This is a genomic window from Gilliamella sp. B2785 (genome assembly GCF_026537005.1).
In the GTDB taxonomy this organism is placed as follows: domain Bacteria; phylum Pseudomonadota; class Gammaproteobacteria; order Enterobacterales; family Orbaceae; genus Gilliamella; species Gilliamella apicola_E.
In genome coordinates this window covers 32,695-54,515 of sequence record NZ_JAFNNC010000003.1, presented here as the reverse complement: position 1 = coordinate 54,515, position 21,821 = coordinate 32,695, and the positions used below count along the sequence as shown (strand labels likewise).

Here is a 21,821-nt window from a genome sequence, read left to right as displayed (position 1 = left end):
GTGTTTGATATTAGCTTTGGTCAGCTACTATTAGTCTTAATTATCGGGTTGGTCGTATTAGGGCCAGAGCGTCTACCTATTGCAATTAAAACTGTTGCAAGCTGGATAAAAGTACTCCGCCGTATGTCTGCAACTGTTCAGTTAGAATTAAATAAAGAGCTAAAATTACAAGAGTTACAAGATAGTTTAAAAAAAGCAGAACAAAGTGGGCTAAATACCCTAACACCGGAAATTCAAGAATCCATTGATGAATTAAAACGCGTAACCGAAACACTACAAAAAGAGATCGATTCTGTCTCTCAAATAGATACAACAATTCATTCAGATAAAGATAAATTATGACAGACGACGCAACGCAACCACTTATTGGTCATCTAGTAGAACTAAGAACACGGCTTTTACGATGTATCATCTGTATATTAATTGTATTAACGTGTTTACTCTATTTCTCGAATGATATTTACCATATTGTTGCTAATCCGCTTATTAGTCAATTGCCAAAAGGTAGTAGCATGATTGCAACTGACATTGCGGCACCATTTTTTACTCCTATTAAACTGACTGCTGTTGTTTCGATATTTATTTCGATTCCTTATATTTTGTATCAAGTATGGGGATTTATTGCACCTGCATTATATCAACATGAAAAACGTCTAATTATGCCATTGATAATTTCAAGTACGGTACTTTTTTATATTGGTATTGCGTTTGCTTATTTTGCGGTATTTCCTCTCGCTTTTTACTTCTTTATTCACACTGCTCCAGTTGATGTTGCGATAAATACCGATATAACTAAATATCTTGATTTTGTCATGACATTATTTATAGTCTTTGGTTTTGCATTTGAAGTCCCTGTTGCAATAATATTGCTGTGCTGGACAGGAGTAACGACCCCTAAAAATCTACGTAAAAAAAGACCTTATATTATTGTAGCAGTATTTGCTGTAGCTATGTTTGTTACACCACCAGACGTATTTTCACAAATTTTATTAGCTGTACCTATCTGTTTATTATTTGAAGTTGGGACATTCTTTGCCCGGTTTTATCAACCAAGAAAAAAAATCATACAAGATGATGATAAAAATATAGACGATGAATAATAGATTGATAATTGATCCAATGAATACGAGTAAAGGATAACTAAATGAAAACATCTCTTCCTGAGTTTAATCTGGCAAATGTTCTTGTTGTTGGCGATATTATGTTAGATCGCTATTGGTATGGCGGTACCAATCGCATATCACCAGAAGCGCCTGTACCAATTGTTAAAATTGATTCTCTTGAAGAACGTCCTGGCGGTGCAGCTAATGTTGCACTCAATATTACCTCCCTCGGAGGTAAAGCGCGTTTAATTGGTCTTACAGGAATGGATGAACCTGCTAAGGTGCTTGATGAGCAACTTACTAATCGACATGTTCATTGCGATTTTGTATCTGTCTCAACACATCCAACTATTACTAAATTAAGAGTGTTATCAAGAAATCAACAATTAATAAGGATTGATTTTGAGGAAGGTTTTAATAATGTGGATCATACTCCTATTTTAGAGCGTATTGATACCGCACTTACAACTTCTAAAGTAATGGTTCTATCGGATTATGCCAAAGGTGCATTAACTGCTGTACAAGAAATGATAAAACAAGCACGAAAAGTTAATGTACCAATATTGGTTGATCCTAAAGGTACTGATTTTGAGCGTTATCGTGGTGTAACATTACTGACACCAAATATGTCTGAATTTGAAGCTGTAGTTGGAACATGTAAAACAGAAGAAGAGATCATTGAAAAAGGTTCTCAACTTATTAAGCAATATGATCTTAAAGCCTTGCTTGTTACTCGTAGTGAAAAAGGCATGACGTTAATACAATTAGATAAACCTGTTTACCATCTACCAACTCAAGCTAAAGAGGTATTTGATGTTACCGGTGCGGGTGATACTGTAATCGCAACTTTAGCAGCTTCATTAGCTGCAGGGCAATCACTTGAAGAAAGCTGTTATTTAGCAAACGCTGCAGCCGGTGTAGTTGTCGGTAAATTGGGAACATCAACTGTTTCGCAAGTTGAATTAAGTAATGCTATTCGGGCTCGCGCAGATGATGGTTTTGGGGTGATGACTGAAGATGAATTAAAAGAAGAAATTCGTAAAGCACGATTACGTGGTGAAAAAATTGTCATGACTAATGGCTGTTTTGACATTTTACACGCTGGGCATGTTTCATATCTTGCTAATGCTCGCAAGCTTGGTGACCGTTTGATTGTAGCAGTAAATAGTGATACCTCAGTAAAACAATTGAAAGGGGAATCCCGACCAATAAATCCATTAATGCAAAGAATGATAGTATTAGGTGCACTTGATTCAGTTGACTGGGTTGTTCCTTTTGAAGAAGAGACTCCACAAAGGTTGATTGCCAGTATTTTACCTGATGTATTAGTAAAAGGTGGTGACTATAAACCTGAAGATATCGCTGGTGGAAAAGAAGTTATAGAAGCAGGTGGAGTAGTTAAAGTCCTTAATTTTGAAGATGGTTGTTCGACCACAAACATCATTGATAAGATTAAACGGAAATAAATAATATAATAATTAGCTATTTATTTAAGTAACTAATTAGTCAATTATCGAATAATTTAGGTTTGGATATATTTTAAAACCAATCAATAGATAATAACTATCGTTAAATTTCATAATTAATACTTTTTTTATTATCTGCTTTATGCAAACCTATCAACTACTAAATGCTAATTTATTTAAAGGATTTCTTTTATGACTAAACACTATGACTATATTGCTATCGGTGGTGGTAGTGGGGGTATTGCTTCAATTAATCGAGCGGCATCTTACGGTAAAAAGTGCGCTATTATTGAAGCTAAATTATTAGGCGGAACTTGTGTCAATGTTGGGTGTGTTCCCAAAAAAATTATGTGGTATGGTGCACAAATTGCTGAGGCGATTAATCATTATGGCCCTGATTATGGTTTTGATACGACAATTAATCATTTTGATTGGGATAAACTAATCGCTAGCCGAACAGCTTATATTGATCGTGTTCATCAATCTTATGATCGAGTATTAAACAATAATAATGTCGATGTTATTCATGGATATGCTAAATTTATTGATAGCAAAACGCTTGATGTCAATGGTGTGCATTATAGTGCCGATCATATTCTTATTGCTGTCGGTGGTAAGCCAAGTATACCCAATATTCCCGGAGCGCAATATGGAATTACTTCTGATGGATTCTTTGAATTAAAAGCATTACCAAAAAGAGTGGCCGTTGTTGGTGCAGGCTATATAGCTTGTGAAATTGCCAGTGTTTTACACTCGCTAGGTGCTGAAACTCATCAATTTGTTCGGCAAGGCACACCTTTACGTGCTTTCGATCCATTAATTGTTGAAACATTAATGGAAGTTATAACTAATGATGGTCAGCATTTGCATACTTTTGCAATTCCATCTTCTGTCACTAAAAACGTTGATGAATCATTAACGTTAACATTAGAAGATGGTAAAAATTATACTGTTGATTGTTTAATTTGGGCAATAGGACGAGAACCTGCAACTAAAGAAATGAATTTATCTGCAGCTGGCATTAAAGTTGACAGTAATGGGTTTATTATTGTTGATGAGTATCAAAATACTAATGTAGCAGGAATTTATTCTGTTGGCGATGATACTGGAGCAGCGGCATTAACACCAGTTGCAGTTGCTGCTGGTCGACGCTTATCTGAACGACTTTTCAACAATAAACCAAATGAACATCTAGATTATACTAATATTCCAACGGTAGTATTTACCCATCCACCGATCGGGACAGTTGGGTTAACAGAACCACAAGCAATGTTACAATATGGCCCTGAAAACGTGAAGGTCTATAAATCTACGTTTACTGCTATGTATACTGCCGTAACTTCTCATCGCCAACCGTGTAAAATGAAATTAGTTTGTATTGGTGAACAAGAAAAAATAGTCGGCATTCATGGTATAGGCTATGGTATGGACGAAATTTTACAAGGTTTTGCTGTCGCATTAAAAATGGGTGCAACAAAAAAAGACTTTGATAACACCATCGCCATTCACCCAACAGCGGCAGAAGAGTTTGTTACAATGCGCTAATGCATAGAAAATTTATTATATCTTGTTAAAAAAAACAGGGCTTTAGCCCTGTTTTTATATGGTGTTAAATGATTAATTATCTAATCTATTTTGCCAACCCTTTTGAGCTAATGATGAAAAACCAACTAAAACAGCAAGTAAAGCCACTGCTGAGATGTAAATACCTGCTCCCAGATAACTGTATTCACCTAATATATGATCGGGACTTAATAAGTAGATAGTTAAAGTCGGCGTTATTGCACTAAACAATGCATAGGCTAAATTGTAAGATAATGATAGACCAGAATAGCGAATGGCTGGTGGAAAGGTTCTAGTTCCTATAATTGGTGTCATAGCGATTGATCCGATAAATAAGCCAAATATCGCCCAAATCGAATATAGTTTAGCTAATGACATATCTGGCGTTAGTGAACTATAGAAATAGATGCTTACCACAGCCAATCCACCCCAAGTTATGACGACTGTTTTTGCTGTACCTAATTTATCATCTAACCAACCAGAAATAACACAGCCAATTGATAATGTTAAGGCAGCAATACATCCACCAATACGCCAATCCAGATTAGCAAAATGATACATACCGCCAACGATACGGCCAGGAGTAATTAAAATACCAACCATAATTGCTGTTGATAATGACCAAGTTAACAAAGCGACTATCAAACAAGCTGTCTTATGTTTTTTTAGTACGGTAACAACAGGAATGCTTTTTTCTAATGCTTTACGTGCAGCTAATTCCTTGAAGATTGGCGTTTCAGATAAAAATTTTCTTAAATAGACTGAAATCACACCAAAAATTCCACCAATAATAAACGGTATACGCCAAGCATAATCTAAAATATTTTGGCTAGTAAAATAGAGATCAACAATAATTGTAACGAAAAATCCAAGTAAAATTCCGCCTGTAATACCTGATGTTAACGTACCAACGCCCAAACCATAGCGTTGTTTTGGTGTATGTTCTGCGATAAATACCCATGCACCAGGCATTTCTCCACCAATAGCTGCGCCTTGTAACATACGCATCAACAACAATAATAATGGTGCTACAATACCAATTGCTTCATAGGTCGGTAAAATACCGATAATAAAAGTAGGTAAAGCCATCATTGCTACACTTAAGGTAAACATCCGTTTTCGGCCAACTTTATCTCCAAAGTGGGCCATAATAATTCCGCCAACAGGACGAACTAAATAACCAGCAGCAAAAATCCCCCATGCAAATAAATCTAAGGTTAATGGTGACAAGGTATGTGGTAAAAATAGTGGCTTGACAATGGTATCAATATATAGCGCATAGATAACAAAGTCATAAAATTCAAGCGTTCCGCCTAAAGATGACAATATTAATGTTTTAAAATCCTTACTATTCAATGGTCGGGCGACCGGTTGCCATTCAGCGTTAATTTCAGATTGACTCATGAAAAAACCTTATTTTTATTATTAAATGAATATAGCCAGTAAAGGAAATGACTATTCTTTGATAAATTTTAATCTTGAAAAGGCATTCTGCCATAAAAAGTAGTCTTTTGTTTAATCATAAAAAAATTTAATCAACAATAACGATATGTTTGTTTGATTTATAATATGTATAAAAAATGATATTAAGCTAAAATTCTATCTATATATCGCATATAATAATTTTAAAATATTTGGATAAAAATAATGGCAAAACGATGCAGTTGGGTTACAAAAGACCCGTTATATATAAATTATCATGATAATGAATGGGGTTATCCACAATATGATAGCCTTAAACTATTTGAAAAAATTTGTCTTGAAGGACAACAAGCTGGATTATCTTGGATTACCGTACTAAAAAAAAGAGAAGAATATCGTCGATGTTTTTTTAATTTTGACCCAGAAAAAATTATTCAATTAAACGCTATTGATATAGAGTCATTAATCAAAAATAAAGGATTAATTCGAAATCGTTTAAAACTTAAAAGCATTGTAAAAAATGCCCATGCCTATTTAGCTATGCAAAATAATAATGAGGACTTTTCACAATTTATTTGGTCATTCGTTGATGGTAAGCCAATAGTCAATCACTACAAAGATAAAAGTGAGGTTCCTGTTAGTACAGAAATATCCGATAAAATGTCAAAAGCACTGAAAAAGAAAGGATTTTCATTCGTAGGATCAACAATTTGTTATGCATTTATGCAATCGATGGGCTTAGTTAACGACCATTTCGAAGATTGCTTTAAAAAATGAGGAGAAATTGATGACAATCATGAAATTAATAAAATATTGCCTAATATTAATATTAGTTTATTTCATCGTTTGTAATATCATTATTTTTATTTACGCTAATCAAAAGCCATCAACTAATGCTGATACTTTAGTCGTATTAGGATCACAAGTGGTTGGAACACCAGCTGAAGCGCCACTTACCTTACAAAATCGTTTAGATACAGCATTTAATTATTTGCAGAGTAATCCAAATACCAAAGTAATTGTTTGTGGTGGGCAAGGAAGCGATGAATCTGCAACTGAAGCAAGTGTGATGGCTGATTACCTAATTAAAAAAGGTATTGATTCCTCAAGAGTATATCTTGAAGACAGATCAAGGCGAACGGCTCAACAGTTTGTTTATGCTAATCAAATTTTACCACTAGGCAAAACAGTTGTTGTGACCAATGATTTTCATATTCTTCGTTCAATTATGCTAGCTAAACGCTCGGGTATTAGTGATATTACTGGTTTACCTGCACCGTTAGCTTATACCAATATTGATAAATATATAGCAATGATAAGAGAGCCATTAGCTTTACTTAATTCATGGCTGTTTGACCATCCATTAGATTATGTTGAAAATAATAATTAGCCATTCTAATTAAGTTAGATAGCTTGCCTTTACAGATTTTTAATGATAGTCATGGTATGATTAATCATTGCTATTTTTAATTACAATTAATAAATATGAATTCAGACACAATTGTTGCACAGGCAACACCACCTGGTCGTGGTGGTGTTGGCATATTGCGTATTTCTGGTCCTAAAGCACAAGAGGTTGCCAAAACAGTTTTAGGTATCTTACCTAAACCGCGATATGCTCATTATCTACCGTTTTTAGCCGCTGATGGAACAACGTTAGATGAGGGCATTGCTTTATTCTTTCCTAATCCAAATTCGTTCACAGGTGAAGATGTGCTTGAACTACAGGGCCATGGTGGACCCGTTATTTTAGATCTACTGCTAAATCGTATATTAGAAATATCTGGTGTGCGTATAGCAAGACCAGGTGAATTTTCAGAGCGAGCTTTCTTAAATGATAAATTAGATCTTGCGCAAGCTGAAGCTATTGCAGATTTAATTGATGCAAGTTCAGAGCAAGCGGCCAAATCTGCTTTGTCCTCTTTACAAGGCGTGTTTTCCAAGAAGATTAATGAATTAGTTGAATCGCTTATTCATTTGCGTATTTTTACTGAAGCAGCTATTGATTTTCCTGAAGAAGAAATAGACTTTTTATCTGACGGAAAAATAGAAGCAGAGCTTGACCAAGTTATTCAACGATTAAATGAAGTTCGTCATGAAGCCAAACAAGGTTCATTACTGCGGGAAGGCATGAAAGTTGTCATTGCCGGTCGACCTAATGCGGGTAAATCAAGTTTACTTAACGCATTAGCCGGTCGTGAGGCGGCTATTGTTACTGACATAGCAGGGACAACACGTGACGTTTTGCGTGAACATATTCATATCGATGGTATGCCTTTGCATATCATTGACACTGCCGGACTACGAGAAGCCAGCGATGAAGTAGAACGAATCGGTATTGAACGGGCATGGCAAGAAATTGACCAAGCGGATCGGGTGTTATTTATGGTTGATAGCACAACAACCAATGAGGCCAACCCAGAAAAACTTTGGCCAGAATTTATTGAACGCTTGCCTAAAAATATGCCAGTAACCGTTATTCGAAACAAAGCAGACTTAACAGGTGAACCATTAGGCTATAGTGAACAAAATGGTTATTGCCTTATCCAACTATCAGCACGAACTGGAGAAGGTATTACCTTATTACGTGATCATCTTAAACAGGTAATGGGCTTTACTAGTAGTACAGAAGGGGGCTTTTTAGCTCGTCGACGACACTTACAAGCACTTGAAAAAGCTGCAGAGCATTTAAATAATGGTAAATACCAGCTCACAACATTTCATGCTGGCGAACTATTAGCAGAAGAACTTCGGCTTGCGCAAGAGTCATTGAGTGAAATCACTGGCGAATTTACCTCCAATGATCTACTAGGGCGCATATTCAGCTCATTTTGCATTGGTAAATAAGCTGAACATAATGTTGGTTAGAAATATAGGGATATAAATAAAAAGTCATATCCCTATGAAGTGTTTTAAGAATTAAAAATTAACTTAAGCTATTTATTTTTGCCGGCATTATTTGGAACTAAAAATAAAATTGAAATAAAACATAACAGACAAAATCCGACATTAATCCATAATCCAATTGCTGCGCCAGTTGCTATACTTTGACCACTGGCAATAACTGCAGCATAAATTGATGCTGAAATGGCAACACCAAAAGCACCGCCTAATGAACTTGCCATTTTATATATCCCTGATGCAATACCAACTTTATCTTCAGGGGCGCTAGAAATTGCTGTGTCGATCGAAGGTGTCGCATAAAAACCTAAACCAAGACCAAATAAAATGTAGCCACCTAATACTGAAATAATATAAAGCATATCTGGTAAAAATGTCAGCGTCATCAATGCAATTCCGGAACCAGTAATTAACGGTCCCATTAACATTGGTTTTTTCGCACCTACCTTTTGTAAGATTTTTTCACCAACACGAATCATACATAAAACCGAAACTAAATAACCAATAGTTAATAATCCATTTTGGAAAGAGGTAAACCCTCGCCCCTGTTGGGTATAAGTGCTGGCCACAATTAACGTGCCTGCAACAGCATTTAGCATAAAGTTGGATAAGGTAGCACCACGGTAAGGGATATTTTTAAATAATGCAAAATCAATGAAAGCGCCACTCGCTTTACTTTTTTCAATAACAAAAAATAAAATCATAAAAACAAAACAAACGGTAGCCAACGATAATGTTGTTAGACTAGTCCATCCAAAAGTAGAACCTTTGGTTATCACAAGATTTAATGAAACTAACGTAATAACAAAAACAAATAGCCCTACATAATCAAATTTTGGCAGACTCGAAGGATCTTCAATTTTGGTTTCAGGAGTTCCTTTCAACAAAAGCATACCTAATACAGCACAGATAATAGAGATTATAAAGATCCATTGCCAACCTAAATAAGTCGCTATTGCACCGCCAGCAAGCACACAAGTGCCCGAGCCGCCCCAAGATCCAATCGACCAAAAACTCAATGCACGCTGACGATCTTTGCCTTGATAATAGGTTTTCACTAATGCTAAAGTCGATGGCATAATACAGGCTGCAGATAAGCCTTGAATAATGCGTCCAAAGGTAAATAATATTTCTCCTTGGGCGAAAATCAAACAAAGACAACCAATAATACTTAAAATAAAACCAAAGTAAGTAAAACGAACTCGTCCAAAGCGATCAGCTAAACCACCAGCAACCACAATAAAGCAGCCAGAGAAAAGTGCAGTCAAACTTACTGCTAAATTAAAAGAGGCTGGAGTGATACCAACAGTATTCTGAACAGCCGGTCCAACATTGACTATTGATTGAGCAAACAGCCAAAAAGTAATAACTCCTAATACAATACCTAATGTTAACCGGTTATAACTTTTAACTTGCTTGGTGCTAGAATTCTTTGAAGTTGACATATTTAAACCAGACATAGAAGCGATTTATCCTTATTTACTTAAATATGTTTCAGTTAATGCAACCCAATATGACGCAGCAGGAACAATACATTTATCATTAAAATCATAACCAGGATTATGAACACTACAAAATCCTGGTTCGTCTCCATTGCCGATAATCATGTAACAACCATTTGGATTGCTCTCTAACATAAAAGCAAAATCTTCACTGCCCATAAAAGGATGGCAATTATCATGAACACGATCTTTACCGACTAATTTCTGAGCAACTTCTAATGCAAATTTTGTTGCATTAGCACCATTATGTAAAACAGGGCTACCATTGATATGTTCGATTTTAACTGAGGCGCCAAAACTTTCCGCCTGCGAAGTGGCAATTTCGGTAATACGCTTGAGCAATAAAGTCCGGGTATTATTATCTAATGCTCTGACGGTTAGCTTCATCAATGCATCGCTATTCACCACATTGGGGGCTTCGCCAGATTGAATACAACCAATCGTGATAACAGCTTTCTCAAAGGGTGAAACATTGCGGGAAACAATACTTTGTAAAGCAATGCCAATATAACAAGCAACAAGCGTCGCATCAATTCCTCGCTCAGGCATGGCTCCATGAGCACCTTTCCCTTTGATGGTGATATGAATCGTATCGGATGAAGCCATAAGAGCACCGCTTTTAAAATAAAAATGGCCTTCCTTAAATCCGGGCATATTGTGAATACCGAAAATCACATCACAAGGAAATTGTTTAAATAAACCCTCATCGACCATCACTTTCCCACCATATAACAACTCTTCAGCTGGTTGAAAAATGACATGTAAAGTCCCATCAAAGTTGCGTGTTTCGGCAAGATATTTAGCTGCACATAGCAAAATAGTGGTATGCCCATCATGACCACAACCGTGGAATTTACCATGGCTAACACTGCTCCAAGGTTTACCCGAAGCTTCAACAATAGGTAATGCATCCATGTCAGCTCTAATACCTATTTTCTTATTACAAGCGCCATTTTTCAAAACACCAACGACGCCAGTTTTTGCTAGACCACGATGAACCTCATAGCCCCATTCAGATAGCTTATTTGCAACTAAATCACTGGTTTTTTTCTCTTCAAAACCTAACTCAGGATGTTTATGAATCTGATGTCGAATATCAACAAATTCTTGTTCTGTTTTTCTAATCGTTTCCATAATATGCTGCATTTTAGGCTCCTAATTAACCTGAATATCGTTTATGAGAAAAAATAAAAATGGAACTATACATCTAAGTTAAAATTATATTTAAAAACAAAAACTAACTTTATTATCAAAACCACATAGATGAATAAATATACAATCTAATTTTGTATAAGTCGATTATTTCTGTTATTCATTTTTTATTCTTGAAGGATAACCTTGCTTATTTTTCTTGGCACCATGGTTTATTTGAGTATAAAGGAGCAGAAACGCTCAATCATTACGTTTTATTAATAACAGATATAAATCTTATAAATTTTCACTATTCTGAGGTGTTTTTTTTGTAGGCTTATTGGCGTAATATAATCACTATACTTTATATGGCAGACAAATTTATTTTAATTATAGATGTTCCAACGTTGCACTAGATGAATTATAGATAACAAAAGGGGATAATGATGAAATTAATCGTCGATAATATGAGTTGTCAACATTGTGTTAAAACCATTACTAAAGCAATTAATGATATTGATCCTAAAGCTAAAGTGACTGTTGATTTAGCGAAACATGAAGTTGATATAGAAGGTGGTACTATCTCACAAGAAGCTGCAATTCAAGCCGTTAATCAAGCGGGGTTTGAGTTTGTGGGTATTTCGTATTAAGGCAATACTATTTACAATTTCTCATTTTAAACGATTAAGACAATCGCTTAAATACTAGATAATACAAATATCCAATAGCCTCTATTTGACTAGATAATGCACTAAAAAAGTTTTCATATACTTCATTGGCACGGATTGTCGATGAAGTATATAGCTGTTGAAAATAGCGTTTGCCGAAAATACCACATTTAGCTTTCTAGCCTTTTCCTGCGGTGTTCCACCATTGATAAAAATGGTGAGTAGGTCCAATTCCTTTACCAATTTTCAAATTATCTGCATTTTCAATGGCACCTTGTAGGTATTTTTTTGCTTGTTTAACGGCTTCTTCTAACTCATATTTTGGTAGTAATGCTGAAATAGCTGCCGATAATGTGCAACCTGTACCATGTGTGTTTTTAGTTTGGATACGTGGTGATGCCATTCTGATGATCTTAGTTGGCGTGATTAGATAATCAGGACTTTCTTGACTTGGCAAATGCCCTCCTTTCATTAATACTGCCTGACAGCCTAATTTGAGTAGCTCATAACCCTGTTGTTGCATTTCATCTTCGTTTTGTGCCTCATGACAATCAAGTAATGCTGCTGCTTCTGGAAGGTTAGGGGTGATGATGGTGGCGAATGGTAATAGCAATTCTCGAATAGCGGTAATGGCATCATTTCTCAATAAAGGATGCCCCCCTTTGGCTATCATTACCGTATCAAGAACAATATTGGCAATAGGATTATTGCTTAATAGATGATTAACCGTGGTTACAATCTCTTTATTCATCAGCATACCGATTTTAACGCTATCAATATGGATATCTTGATAAAGTGTGTTAAATTGAGCCTCAACAAATTCGGGTGGCACTGGGTATATGCTATTAACACCTTGTGTACTTTGTGCGGTTAAAGCAGTAATGACTGACATCCCATAAGCGCCAAGCGCTGAAAAGGCCTTTAAATCGGCCTGAATACCTGCACCGCCACTAGGATCGCTACCAGCTATAGTTAATGAAACTGTTGTCATGGTTTAATTTCCTATCTTACTTGTCTTATTTTTCTAATCAAATCAGATGTGGCCTTAGCAATATCTCCTTGCCCGCAAATTGCGGATACAACGGCAATACCTTCAATGCCAGTTTGAATCACTTCAGTTAAATTGTTTACACCGATACCACCGATCGCAACGGCAGGGCATTGTTTTGCTTTAACAAGTTCAGTCAATTGGGCGATGCCTATTGCTTCTGCTGCATCTTTTTTGGTGGGGGTTGGATAGATAGGACCAATACCTAGATAATCGACTAGTTGCCAAGGAACGCGCTCAAGTTGCGAATAATTAGAGACTGAAAGCCCTATCCATTTATCTTCTCCAATTAATCGTCGTGCAACTTCGACAGGTAGATCGCTTTGTCCAACATGAACACCATCGGCATCGACAGCTAAAGCTATATCAATATGATCATTAATCAATAGTGGAACTTGAGTGTCGATTAATACTTCTTTTAAAGCTTGGGCAGCTTTATACCAATTTCTACCTGAATATTCTTGTTCTGAACGTAATTGAACGGCAGTAACACCATTTTCAACTGCAAACTTAGTGGTATTAACCATACCATTTATGCCATCACAAAGTACTGGGTCAAGTACTAAATAGAGTGTTAAATCAAGTTGCTTCTTCATCAAAAATCCTTATTTGTGGTGAAAAGAGAAAGTTGGTCAATAATTGACATAGCAAAAGTACCTAGCCCTTGCTGTTTATTAGCGAGTTCACCCGCTTTTTTCATCATAAAGCAGGCTGAAGCAGTAGCCTTTAAATGATCTTCAGAACTTGCAATCAATGCTGCCACAATCGCAGATAATGAACAACCAGTACCAGTTACTTGTGTTAGCGCGATATCACCCCCAACAATGCTATAAACCTGCTCACCATCTGTGACATAATCGGTCTCACCTGTTATTGCAACAATGGTTTGATATTTCTTGGCTAATAGCATTGCCGCATTTAATGCAGAATCAGTAGAATCCAGTCCATCAGGCCCTTTTGATGATGATTGTTGACCACTTAATGCTAGAATTTCTGAAGCATTTCCTCGAATAACTGTCGGTTTAAATTTTAATAATTGCTTAGCAATTTCAGTGCGATATTTCAATGCTGCTCCAACTGCGACAGGATCTAATACCCAAGGAGTTTGATTAGCTTTTGCGGCGGCTAGTAACATGCTTTTAGCGCTATGACTATTGATCGTACCAATATTAATTAACAAACCATTTGCAATGGCAACAAAGTCCTCAACTTCTTGCTCAGCTACCACCATCGCTGGTGAAGCCCCAATCGCCAAAAGAACGTTAGCGGTGTAATTTTGTACCACATCATTGGTAATACAATGGATTAAAGGTCGCTTCTGATGAACTTGCTCAATAAAAGGAATGGCATCTTGATTTGAAAATAATTTAATGACCGACATATTCTTTCCTTATCTAATAAATAATATTAAGGGAAGAATGTGTCAAAAGCGGTAATTAAGACAGAGACTTCCCTACGCTGGCATGATCCAGATCAGGTTCAACGGGTAAATTCTCAGTTTTTTGCTCTAACAAAAAACACCCCGAGTCTAAATAACAAATTTGGATAAAATTGAATCTATTATGAACTGAGTTTAAAAATTAAACAAGTTATTGTAATAATCTTTCTATATCACTAATGGCTCGTCTATCCGGTAAGAAAATTATTAAATGATCGCCATCTTCAATCATTAAATCCGTATTTACTATAATTACATCTTCACCACGAACCACGGCACCAATCGTAGCACCTGAAGGTAATTTTAAACTGTTAATATTTTTACCGACTAATTTTGAATTTTCCGCTTCACCACGAGCAACTACTTCGACAATTTCCGATTCACCTTGGCGTAATGAGACAACTTTAACTACACCCGTTTGCCTAACATGGCTTAGTAGTTCTGAAATAGTGGCATGTTGTGGTGAAATCGCGATATCAATAACACTATCGTTAATCAATTCTAAGTAGGCTTGTCGCTGGATAAGAACGATGACTTTTTTTGCCCCCATTCTTTTTGCCAGCATAGATGACATAATATTGGCTTCATCATCGCTAGTGACCGCCACAAACAGATCGGTTAACTCGACTTGCTCTTGTGATAATAATTCTTGGTCTGATGATTCACCATGTAACACGGTGGTATTAACTAACTGCTCAGCTATTAATTCAGCTTTTTCTGCATTACGTTCAATCAACTTAACTTGATAATCATTCTCTAAACGTTTAGCTAAAGCAATGGCAACGCCACCGCCACCGCTAATAATAATACGTTTATAAGGTTTTTCTAGCCTTTGTAGTTCACTGGTTACTGCTTTAATATTGAGGGGAGGGGTAATAAAATAAACCATGTCTCCAGCTTCAATTAAAGTCGAACCTATTGGACGAATAAAACGATTTTGACGATAAATAGCAACAACACGCGCTTCGACATGTGGTAAATGCTCTTTAAGTTCGGATAGTTCGCTCCCCACTAACGCACCACCGTAATAAGCGGTTACAGCAACCAAACAGACACGATTATCATAAAACGAAGCAAACTGTAGAGCACCAGGATATTGAACTAATTGGCTAATATGATTTGTAATTAAGTTTTCAGGAGCAATAATATGATCGATGTTGATACAATCTTTATTGAAGAATGGGTATCTTTCATCGTTATATTCAGGAGCACGGATTCTAGCAACTTTTTGTGGAATATTAAACATCACATGCCCAATCTGACAAGCCATCATATTTACTTCATCAGAATTGGTAACGGCAACTAACATATCGGCTGATTCCGCGCCAGCACTCTCTAATACTTGTGGGTAAGAGGATTTACCGCAAATAACTTGTAAATCAAAACGCTCTTGCAAAGATTGCAATTTATCATGATCTTCATCAACGACAGTCACATCGTTCTGCTTTTCAGTTACTAGATATTCAGCAAGTGCACTACCAGTTTGGCCTGCACCAAGAATGATAATTTTCATAATAAACCTATTATAATCAAAAGGCCTCAAGCTAACTCATTATTAGAACAATAGAGCTCATATCAATTAAAGCCGTTTGATATTGTTTAGTAATAATCGCAATCTTATTTTAGATTATACAAAACCGATTGCGTCATAAACCTTCTTCAACGTAGGCTCTGCTTTAGCGCGAGCTTTTTGTGCTCCTTCTTGCATAATTGAAAGAAGATAATTTTCATCATCTCGATATTGATGATATTTTGCTTGTAAACCGGTTAACATCTCGATAACTTGATTCGCCACCTCGGTTTTTAGATGACCATACATTTTGCCTTCAAACTCTTTTTCAAGTTCAGCAATCGGCTTACCTGTAATACCTGTCAAAATATCTAACAGATTTGAAACACCGGCTTTGTTTTTTGAATCATAACGTACAACAGGTGGTTCGTCTGAATCGGTCATTGCCCGTTTAATCTTCTTCTCGACATCTTTCGGATTCTCAAGTAAACCAATAACATTGTTACGATTCTCATCTGATTTAGACATCTTTTTGGTTGGATCTTGTAAAGACATCACACGAGCACCTACTTTAGAAATAAACGGCTCAGGAACAGTAAAAATATCGCCATAAAGTGCATTAAAACGCATAGCGATATCACGTGATAACTCGAGATGTTGTTTCTGATCATCACCTACAGGAACTAAATTAGCTTGATATAACAAAATATCAGCAGCCATTAATACTGGATAATCAAATAGCCCGGCGTTAATATTTTCAGAGTGACGAGATGACTTATCTTTAAACTGCGTCATACGGCTCAGTTCACCAAAATAAGTATAACAGTTCAACGCCCAACCTAATTCAGCGTGAGCTGGTACTTGTGATTGAACAAAAATAGTACTTTTTTGTGGATCGATACCACACGCCAAATAAAGCGCTAACGTATCAAGTGTTGCTTTTCGCAACTTATTAGGATCTTGACGGACCGTGATCGCATGTTGATTGACAATACAATAAACGCAATCATATTCATTTTGCAAAGACACCCAATTCTTCAAAGCCCCTAAATAGTTGCCTAATGTTAGTTCTCCTGATGGCTGAGCGCCACTAAATACAATTGGTTTACTCATAATTTATTCCTAATTTATACTCATTATTTTTTTGCATCAGCCTTTGGCTGAGGTAATAAGGTTAAAATATCTTTAAAATCATCAAATAAAAAATCAGGCTTGCTAGATGCAATCGACACCCCATAATTATAACCATAACTTAATGCTACAGTCGGGCAATTAGCATTTTTAGCAGCAGTAATATCATTCTTTGAATCACCAACAAACAGCAACTGATCACTAAACAATCCAAAGGTTGCCATGACTTGATAAAGTGGGGCAGGGTGTGGTTTCAACTTAATCACATCACCACCACCAAGTACCAATGAAAAGTATTCTTTAATACCTAATGACGTCAATAAAGCAGGTAAAAATTGTGCAGGTTTATTGGTAACTAAAGCTAAGGGATAATGATTTTCATAAAGCGTTTTTAAGGTTTCTTTAACATGCGGGAATAGCGTTGTTTGCTCATCCATAACCTTATCATAATGATGATTAAACAACTGTTTCGCTTTATTGAAATCCTCTTTAGACGGATTGCGACCAATCACGTTGAATACGCGTTCGAGCATGACATCAATGCCATTACCGACCATGTTTTTTACTTGCTCATTAGTAACGGTGGGTAACTCCAAATCTGCTAACATCTTTTGTGCAGCTAAGGCAAGGCCAGGCACACTATCGACTAAAGTTCCATCTAAATCGAAAGCAATAGCTTGAATATCATTTAACTTAGCCATGGTTAACACCTTCTAATTCTTTACGCATTGCATCAATTACGGCTTTATAATCCGGTTGACCAAATATTGCCGAACCAGCAACAAACATATCAGCACCCGCTCTGGCAATTTCAGCGATATTATCAACTTTAACACCACCATCAATTTCTAAACGAATCTTTCTGCCAGACTCAATAATGCGCTGTTTAACTTGTTGCAATTTTTTTAGAGTACTTGGTATAAATGATTGTCCACCAAAACCTGGATTAACGCTCATTAATAAAATAATGTCGACTTTATCCATCACATAATCTAAATAATCTAACGGCGTTGCAGGATTAAGTACAATTCCCGCACTGCAACCATGATCTTTAATTAATTGCAAAGAACGGTCAAGGTGAATAGTAGCTTCAGGGTGAATAGAGATATTAGTTGCGCCAGCTTTGGCAAATGAGGTAATTAAATCTTCAACCGGCGAAACCATCAAATGAACATCAATCGGAGCCTTAATACCATAGTCACGAAGAGCCTTACAAAACATACTACCCATCGTCAAATTTGGTACAAAATGGTTATCCATTACATCAAAATGGACAACATCGGCACCAGCGTCTAATACTTTCTGCGTATCTTCTCCAAGTCGAGCAAAATCAGCGGATAATATTGATGGTGCAATAATAAACTCTTTCATAACATACCTCTACTAATAAAACCTTATACATAAAATAGGTTATTTTTGGTACAAGGCTAATATTTCATCAATTTTTTTGCGTCCTTCGCCAGCACAGCTAATTGAGCGTCGCATTTCTGCACGGTAAAGATGGCGCGCTTTACTATATAACGTTCTGGTATACTCTGTATCGTGATTTGATAGTAGTACAGGAATATTTTTTTTATAAGCTATTTTTTCAGCTAATTGTGACAATCGCTTATGTTCTTCAAAACCAAAATTATTGGAATAATAAGCCGTAAAACCGATAGATTCATTTGGAGAAAGATAAGGCGGATCACAATAAATGACAGAATTGCGTTTTGCCATTTTCATTGCTTCATGATAAGGAGTACAAATAAACTCAGCTTTTTGTGCTTTTTGAGCAAAATAGTAGAGCTCCTTCTCAGGAAAATAGATAGTTTTGTAACGTCCAAAGGGTACATTAAAAAGCCCGCTATTATTATAGCGACATAAACCGTTATAACAGTGGCGATTCAAATAGACAAACAAAAGCGATCGTAGATATTGATCTTTACTATAATTAAAGACATCTCGTAGCTGATAAAAAGCCTCAGCTTGATTATTCTGATGATTAAATAATAGCTTAAGATCATTAATAAACTTATCAGGATTGGATTGTAATAACCTAAATAACGCAATTAGATCATGATTGATATCAGCTAAAATATAACTTTTAAAGTTTGTGTTTAAAAAAACAGAACCAGCGCCTACAAAGGGCTCAATGAGTTGGTCCCCTTCTGGTAGATATTGTTTAATTGTGTCCACAAGCTCATATTTTCCTCCAGCCCATTTTAAAAAGGCTCGTTGCTTCTTCAACGGAAACTCCTATTTTGCTGATTTTTCTTTATTAATTGTTTCGCCAGATTTAATCCAAGGCTTATCTTTTTGTAGTGCACTTGGTAAAGATTTGATCGCTTTTCTGGCTTCGTCAGCAGAATCATATGTACCTTTAACTAAGATATACCATTTAACATTATTTCGTTTGGTTTCATAAATTTGGTAATTAGTAAGATTATGTTCTTTAACCAATCTTTTCAAACCATCAACTGAACTAGAAGAACTAAGTTGAATTGAAAACTGATCATTCTTAATTTTGGCAATCGAAGTTGAATTATTACCTGTTATTACACTATTATTTGAGTTAGAAACAGTAGGATTGCCTCTATCTGGATTTATTGGTTTATTTAAATTAGTTGATGAACCACTAGTATTTTGAGTTGTACTGTTACCCGTTGGTTGCAGCTCTGGTCTAGAACCCGATGTTGACTGTGTTGATGCTGGAGGTTGACTAACCCCATTATCGTGCTCATTAACATTACTATTAATTGGGGCTGGTGGCACAGGTGCAGAATTTTGTTGACCTTGCGCTAACGCCCCACTATCGCCACTGGTTGTTGAATCAGGCGTTTGCGTCGACGAAACACCATTGACTTCCGGAGGAGTCAGTATGGTTGTTTTTTTTGAAGGACGAGATATCACAAAGCAAACCAACAAGACAATAATAGCTAAAGCTAATCCCATAATAATCAATTTTTTCTTCGAATAATGCTGAAAAAAAGTTGATATACTAAAAGAAGGCGTAGAAGACTTACTTGATTGTTCTGGTATATAACGATCATCTTTATCTACACGCATATTAACTCCTTTCAAATGGTTTATTGCCTCATGGCCAGCCGAATTTAAAAAATTGAAATTTTAAATTTGTTCTATTTTTTCAATAATATATCCAGCAACACCTTTAGCACTTTGCTCATCAGTTTTAATCGTAATATCAGCGATCTCTTCGTAAAGTGGATCACGCTCTTCGGCTAATTCTTCGTAAAGTTCACGGGGAGTATTGCCACCTTGTAATAAAGGACGACGCTTATCTTTCTGGGTTCTTGCCATCTGTTTTTCTATTGTAGTTTCTAAATAAACTACAATACCGCGAGCTGATAAACGGTTACGTGTCTCTTTAGATAAAATCGAACCACCACCAGTAGCAAGAACTATACCTTGTTTTTCAGTCAACTCATTAATGACTTTCTCTTCTCTGGCTCGGAATCCGTCTTCACCTTCTAAGTCAAAAATCCATGCAATATCAGCACCTGTACGTTTCTCGATCTCTTGGTCAGAATCAAAAAATTCCATACCTAACTGTTGTGCAATTTGTCGGCCTATTGTGCTTTTTCCTGCCCCCATAGGGCCAATTAGAAAGATATTTCGCTTTTCTGCCATTGTAGTTTCATCATCTATTAATTTTGGTTAAAATTTACAACACAATATCAATTTATAATGACTTAAATAACTCATCATTTCGGTATTGAATTGTGTAACTTACTTGGATCTCCGTCTAACGACAAAAATTTAGGTCGGTAATTATCTCAATAGATAGCCCCATTTTGCAACAGGTATTTATTAATCGATTAACTAATACCTGCTTGATGCAGATCATGAATATTCAGCGCACCAACCAATTCGCCGTGATTATTTACCACAGGTGCAGCAGTAATATTATGATCATTAAATGATTTTAAAGCTTCGACCGCTTTCCAAGTTTCAGGTATTTGATGTCCTGGACTTGTCATTACATCGACAATATTATCTTGTAATGTACCATGTTTTAGTAACAAACGGCGTAAATCGCCATCTGTAAAAACGCCAACTATTTTATTATCATCTTGGCATATTGCAACTAACCCCACACCAGTACGACTTAATTCTAACATGGCATCAAGTACTGTTGCTGATTGTGGTACTCTAGGAATTAAATCACCCTTACGCATAATATCTTTTACATGATTTAATAGTTTAGCGCCTAAACTGCCAGCTGGATGTGAACGAGCAAAATCTTCTTCCTTAAATCCACGAGCTCGCATAACGGCAATTGCCAGCGCATCGCCCATCATTAACGTATTAGTTGAGCTTGAGGTTGGAGCTAATCCCATTGGACACGCTTCCTTTTCGATTGAAATATCCAGCACTGCTTGCGCAGCTAATGCTAATGGGGAATCAAGTCCACCTGTTATGGCAATAACTGGGATATTCATTGCTGCAAGAATGGGTAAAATAAATTGAAATTCCTTAGCTCTTCCTGAATAAGAAATCAAAATCACGACATCATTCTCGGTCACCATTCCTAAATCACCGTGTAATGCTTCAGATGGATGCATAAAAAATGCTGGGCTACCAGTACTGGCTAATGATGCTGCGATCTTTTTACCAATATGACCAGATTTACCAATGCCTGACACTACAACTTTGCCTTTTGTTGACAAAATTAACTGACAAGCCTTAACAAAACTCTCACCAAGCCGAGCAGGCAGCTTCTGTGCCTCATGAAGCTCAAGTTCAAGTAATTCTCGACCATATTGTAATAATTTGTCCATTTTTAGCCACTCATCAAATTAAAACTAAAAAATATATATTGATTAAATTATTAATAGTCTAGCAATTAACTATTCAATATTCAAAAGCCTTTTAGAATAAAAAGATAAGAAATAATTGAGGAGCGCACTTTTTGGAATAAAAAATGTTGAGGAACGG

General features: G+C 36.2%; 21 protein-coding genes, 1 pseudogene and 1 riboswitch. Of the genes and pseudogenes, 8 read left to right on the top strand and 14 right to left on the bottom strand.

Annotation, left to right across the window (positions count from 1 at the left end; all coding sequences use genetic code 11):
* From tatB to gorA, 4 genes and pseudogenes are all read left to right on the top strand, one after another.
* Window positions 1-324 (top strand): annotated as a pseudogene (gene tatB, locus J3U24_RS04520) (Sec-independent protein translocase protein TatB); the annotation flags it as partial.
* Between the two features lie 14 nt (window positions 325-338).
* Entirely contained in the window at window positions 339-1,100 is a 762-nt protein-coding gene (tatC, locus tag J3U24_RS04515; protein WP_065563592.1) for a twin-arginine translocase subunit TatC, read from the top strand.
* 44 nt (window positions 1,101-1,144) lie between these two features.
* Complete coding sequence (gene hldE, locus J3U24_RS04510) at window positions 1,145-2,569, top strand: bifunctional D-glycero-beta-D-manno-heptose-7-phosphate kinase/D-glycero-beta-D-manno-heptose 1-phosphate adenylyltransferase HldE (protein WP_065563591.1); 1,425 nt, start codon at window positions 1,145-1,147, stop codon at window positions 2,567-2,569.
* 192 nt (window positions 2,570-2,761) lie between these two features.
* Window positions 2,762-4,114 carry a glutathione-disulfide reductase gene (gene gorA / locus J3U24_RS04505; RefSeq protein WP_220225717.1) on the top strand — a complete coding sequence of 451 codons (1,353 nt, stop codon included), beginning with the start codon at window positions 2,762-2,764 and terminating at the stop codon, window positions 4,112-4,114.
* Between the two features lie 72 nt (window positions 4,115-4,186).
* Here the strand turns inward: gorA and J3U24_RS04500 are convergent, their stop codons facing one another.
* Entirely contained in the window at window positions 4,187-5,536 is a 1,350-nt protein-coding gene (locus J3U24_RS04500) for an MFS transporter (RefSeq protein ID WP_065734657.1), read from the bottom strand.
* Window positions 5,537-5,779: 243 nt separating this feature from the next.
* Here J3U24_RS04500 and J3U24_RS04495 point away from each other — a divergent pair, with 243 nt between their 5' ends.
* The 3 genes from J3U24_RS04495 (at window position 5,780) to mnmE (ending at window position 8,401) form a co-directional block, all read left to right on the top strand.
* Entirely contained in the window at window positions 5,780-6,331 is a 552-nt protein-coding gene (locus tag J3U24_RS04495; protein ID WP_065563588.1) for a DNA-3-methyladenine glycosylase I, read from the top strand.
* Between the two features lie 10 nt (window positions 6,332-6,341).
* Window positions 6,342-6,944, top strand: a complete 603-nt coding sequence (locus J3U24_RS04490) for a YdcF family protein (protein WP_081303381.1) — start codon at window positions 6,342-6,344, stop codon at window positions 6,942-6,944.
* Between the two features lie 95 nt (window positions 6,945-7,039).
* Window positions 7,040-8,401: a tRNA uridine-5-carboxymethylaminomethyl(34) synthesis GTPase MnmE gene (mnmE, locus tag J3U24_RS04485; protein WP_267337048.1), complete on the top strand. Its 1,362-nt coding sequence runs from the start codon at window positions 7,040-7,042 to the stop codon at window positions 8,399-8,401.
* A gap of 89 nt (window positions 8,402-8,490) precedes the next feature.
* On the opposite strand, the gene J3U24_RS04480 is transcribed toward mnmE, so the two are convergent.
* Both J3U24_RS04480 and J3U24_RS04475 read right to left on the bottom strand, forming a co-directional pair.
* Window positions 8,491-9,915 carry an MFS transporter gene (locus J3U24_RS04480; RefSeq protein WP_267337047.1) on the bottom strand — a complete coding sequence of 475 codons (1,425 nt, stop codon included), beginning with the start codon at window positions 9,913-9,915 and terminating at the stop codon, window positions 8,491-8,493.
* A 15-nt stretch (window positions 9,916-9,930) separates the two neighbouring features.
* On the bottom strand, window positions 9,931-11,103 hold the full coding sequence (locus J3U24_RS04475) for a M20 aminoacylase family protein (protein ID WP_267337046.1): 1,173 nt from the start codon (window positions 11,101-11,103) through the stop codon (window positions 9,931-9,933).
* A gap of 428 nt (window positions 11,104-11,531) precedes the next feature.
* Between J3U24_RS04475 and J3U24_RS04470 the strand changes: the two genes are divergently transcribed.
* Window positions 11,532-11,738 (top strand): heavy-metal-associated domain-containing protein, encoded by a 207-nt coding sequence (locus J3U24_RS04470; RefSeq protein WP_065563584.1) that lies wholly within the window; start codon window positions 11,532-11,534, stop codon window positions 11,736-11,738.
* A gap of 196 nt (window positions 11,739-11,934) precedes the next feature.
* Here the strand turns inward: J3U24_RS04470 and thiD are convergent, their stop codons facing one another.
* The 11 genes from thiD to gutQ form a co-directional block, all read right to left on the bottom strand.
* Window positions 11,935-12,747: a bifunctional hydroxymethylpyrimidine kinase/phosphomethylpyrimidine kinase gene (thiD, locus tag J3U24_RS04465; protein WP_267337045.1), complete on the bottom strand. Its 813-nt coding sequence runs from the start codon at window positions 12,745-12,747 to the stop codon at window positions 11,935-11,937.
* An 11-nt stretch (window positions 12,748-12,758) separates the two neighbouring features.
* Window positions 12,759-13,400: a thiamine phosphate synthase gene (thiE, locus tag J3U24_RS04460; protein WP_267337044.1), complete on the bottom strand. Its 642-nt coding sequence runs from the start codon at window positions 13,398-13,400 to the stop codon at window positions 12,759-12,761.
* On the bottom strand, window positions 13,400-14,185 hold the full coding sequence (gene thiM, locus J3U24_RS04455; RefSeq protein ID WP_267337043.1) for a hydroxyethylthiazole kinase: 786 nt from the start codon (window positions 14,183-14,185) through the stop codon (window positions 13,400-13,402). The genes thiE and thiM overlap by 1 nt, the downstream gene beginning before the upstream one ends.
* A 52-nt stretch (window positions 14,186-14,237) precedes the next feature.
* Window positions 14,238-14,339, bottom strand: a riboswitch (TPP riboswitch).
* A 54-nt stretch (window positions 14,340-14,393) separates the two neighbouring features.
* Window positions 14,394-15,755 carry a Trk system potassium transporter TrkA gene (trkA, locus tag J3U24_RS04450; RefSeq protein ID WP_065563580.1) on the bottom strand — a complete coding sequence of 454 codons (1,362 nt, stop codon included), beginning with the start codon at window positions 15,753-15,755 and terminating at the stop codon, window positions 14,394-14,396.
* Between the two features lie 114 nt (window positions 15,756-15,869).
* The gene (trpS, locus tag J3U24_RS04445) at window positions 15,870-16,865 is read right to left on the bottom strand and encodes a tryptophan--tRNA ligase (RefSeq protein ID WP_065563579.1); all 996 of its coding nucleotides are present in this window, start codon (window positions 16,863-16,865) and stop codon (window positions 15,870-15,872) included.
* A gap of 23 nt (window positions 16,866-16,888) precedes the next feature.
* Window positions 16,889-17,584 carry a phosphoglycolate phosphatase gene (locus tag J3U24_RS04440; RefSeq protein WP_065563578.1) on the bottom strand — a complete coding sequence of 232 codons (696 nt, stop codon included), beginning with the start codon at window positions 17,582-17,584 and terminating at the stop codon, window positions 16,889-16,891.
* Window positions 17,577-18,254: a ribulose-phosphate 3-epimerase gene (rpe, locus tag J3U24_RS04435; protein WP_065734647.1), complete on the bottom strand. Its 678-nt coding sequence runs from the start codon at window positions 18,252-18,254 to the stop codon at window positions 17,577-17,579. The genes J3U24_RS04440 and rpe overlap by 8 nt, the downstream gene beginning before the upstream one ends.
* 39 nt (window positions 18,255-18,293) lie before the next feature.
* Window positions 18,294-19,112: a Dam family site-specific DNA-(adenine-N6)-methyltransferase gene (locus J3U24_RS04430; protein ID WP_065563576.1), complete on the bottom strand. Its 819-nt coding sequence runs from the start codon at window positions 19,110-19,112 to the stop codon at window positions 18,294-18,296.
* Between the two features lie 9 nt (window positions 19,113-19,121).
* Entirely contained in the window at window positions 19,122-19,931 is an 810-nt protein-coding gene (locus tag J3U24_RS04425) for an SPOR domain-containing protein (RefSeq protein ID WP_267337042.1), read from the bottom strand.
* 60 nt (window positions 19,932-19,991) lie between these two features.
* Window positions 19,992-20,513 carry a shikimate kinase AroK gene (gene aroK, locus J3U24_RS04420; RefSeq protein WP_065563574.1) on the bottom strand — a complete coding sequence of 174 codons (522 nt, stop codon included), beginning with the start codon at window positions 20,511-20,513 and terminating at the stop codon, window positions 19,992-19,994.
* Window positions 20,514-20,701: 188 nt separating this feature from the next.
* On the bottom strand, window positions 20,702-21,664 hold the full coding sequence (gene gutQ / locus J3U24_RS04415; RefSeq protein WP_065563573.1) for an arabinose-5-phosphate isomerase GutQ: 963 nt from the start codon (window positions 21,662-21,664) through the stop codon (window positions 20,702-20,704).
* Window positions 21,665-21,821: the final 157 nt, after the last annotated feature.

What these genes read in the sequence shown, in the direction of transcription:
- tatC (WP_065563592.1), top strand. Translation starts at nt 339, where the DNA reads ATGACAGACGACGCAACGCAACCACTTATTGGTCATCTAGTAGAACTA.
- hldE (WP_065563591.1), top strand. Translation starts at nt 1,145, where the DNA reads ATGAAAACATCTCTTCCTGAGTTTAATCTGGCAAATGTTCTTGTTGTT.
- gorA (WP_220225717.1), top strand. Translation starts at nt 2,762, where the DNA reads ATGACTAAACACTATGACTATATTGCTATCGGTGGTGGTAGTGGGGGT.
- J3U24_RS04500 (WP_065734657.1), bottom strand. Translation starts at nt 5,536, where the DNA reads ATGAGTCAATCTGAAATTAACGCTGAATGGCAACCGGTCGCCCGACCA.
- J3U24_RS04495 (WP_065563588.1), top strand. Translation starts at nt 5,780, where the DNA reads ATGGCAAAACGATGCAGTTGGGTTACAAAAGACCCGTTATATATAAAT.
- J3U24_RS04490 (WP_081303381.1), top strand. Translation starts at nt 6,342, where the DNA reads ATGACAATCATGAAATTAATAAAATATTGCCTAATATTAATATTAGTT.
- mnmE (WP_267337048.1), top strand. Translation starts at nt 7,040, where the DNA reads ATGAATTCAGACACAATTGTTGCACAGGCAACACCACCTGGTCGTGGT.
- J3U24_RS04480 (WP_267337047.1), bottom strand. Translation starts at nt 9,915, where the DNA reads ATGTCTGGTTTAAATATGTCAACTTCAAAGAATTCTAGCACCAAGCAA.
- J3U24_RS04475 (WP_267337046.1), bottom strand. Translation starts at nt 11,103, where the DNA reads ATGCAGCATATTATGGAAACGATTAGAAAAACAGAACAAGAATTTGTT.
- J3U24_RS04470 (WP_065563584.1), top strand. Translation starts at nt 11,532, where the DNA reads ATGATGAAATTAATCGTCGATAATATGAGTTGTCAACATTGTGTTAAA.
- thiD (WP_267337045.1), bottom strand. Translation starts at nt 12,747, where the DNA reads ATGACAACAGTTTCATTAACTATAGCTGGTAGCGATCCTAGTGGCGGT.
- thiE (WP_267337044.1), bottom strand. Translation starts at nt 13,400, where the DNA reads ATGAAGAAGCAACTTGATTTAACACTCTATTTAGTACTTGACCCAGTA.
- thiM (WP_267337043.1), bottom strand. Translation starts at nt 14,185, where the DNA reads ATGTCGGTCATTAAATTATTTTCAAATCAAGATGCCATTCCTTTTATT.
- trkA (WP_065563580.1), bottom strand. Translation starts at nt 15,755, where the DNA reads ATGAAAATTATCATTCTTGGTGCAGGCCAAACTGGTAGTGCACTTGCT.
- trpS (WP_065563579.1), bottom strand. Translation starts at nt 16,865, where the DNA reads ATGAGTAAACCAATTGTATTTAGTGGCGCTCAGCCATCAGGAGAACTA.
- J3U24_RS04440 (WP_065563578.1), bottom strand. Translation starts at nt 17,584, where the DNA reads ATGGCTAAGTTAAATGATATTCAAGCTATTGCTTTCGATTTAGATGGA.
- rpe (WP_065734647.1), bottom strand. Translation starts at nt 18,254, where the DNA reads ATGAAAGAGTTTATTATTGCACCATCAATATTATCCGCTGATTTTGCT.
- J3U24_RS04425 (WP_267337042.1), bottom strand. Translation starts at nt 19,931, where the DNA reads ATGCGTGTAGATAAAGATGATCGTTATATACCAGAACAATCAAGTAAG.
- aroK (WP_065563574.1), bottom strand. Translation starts at nt 20,513, where the DNA reads ATGGCAGAAAAGCGAAATATCTTTCTAATTGGCCCTATGGGGGCAGGA.
- gutQ (WP_065563573.1), bottom strand. Translation starts at nt 21,664, where the DNA reads ATGGACAAATTATTACAATATGGTCGAGAATTACTTGAACTTGAGCTT.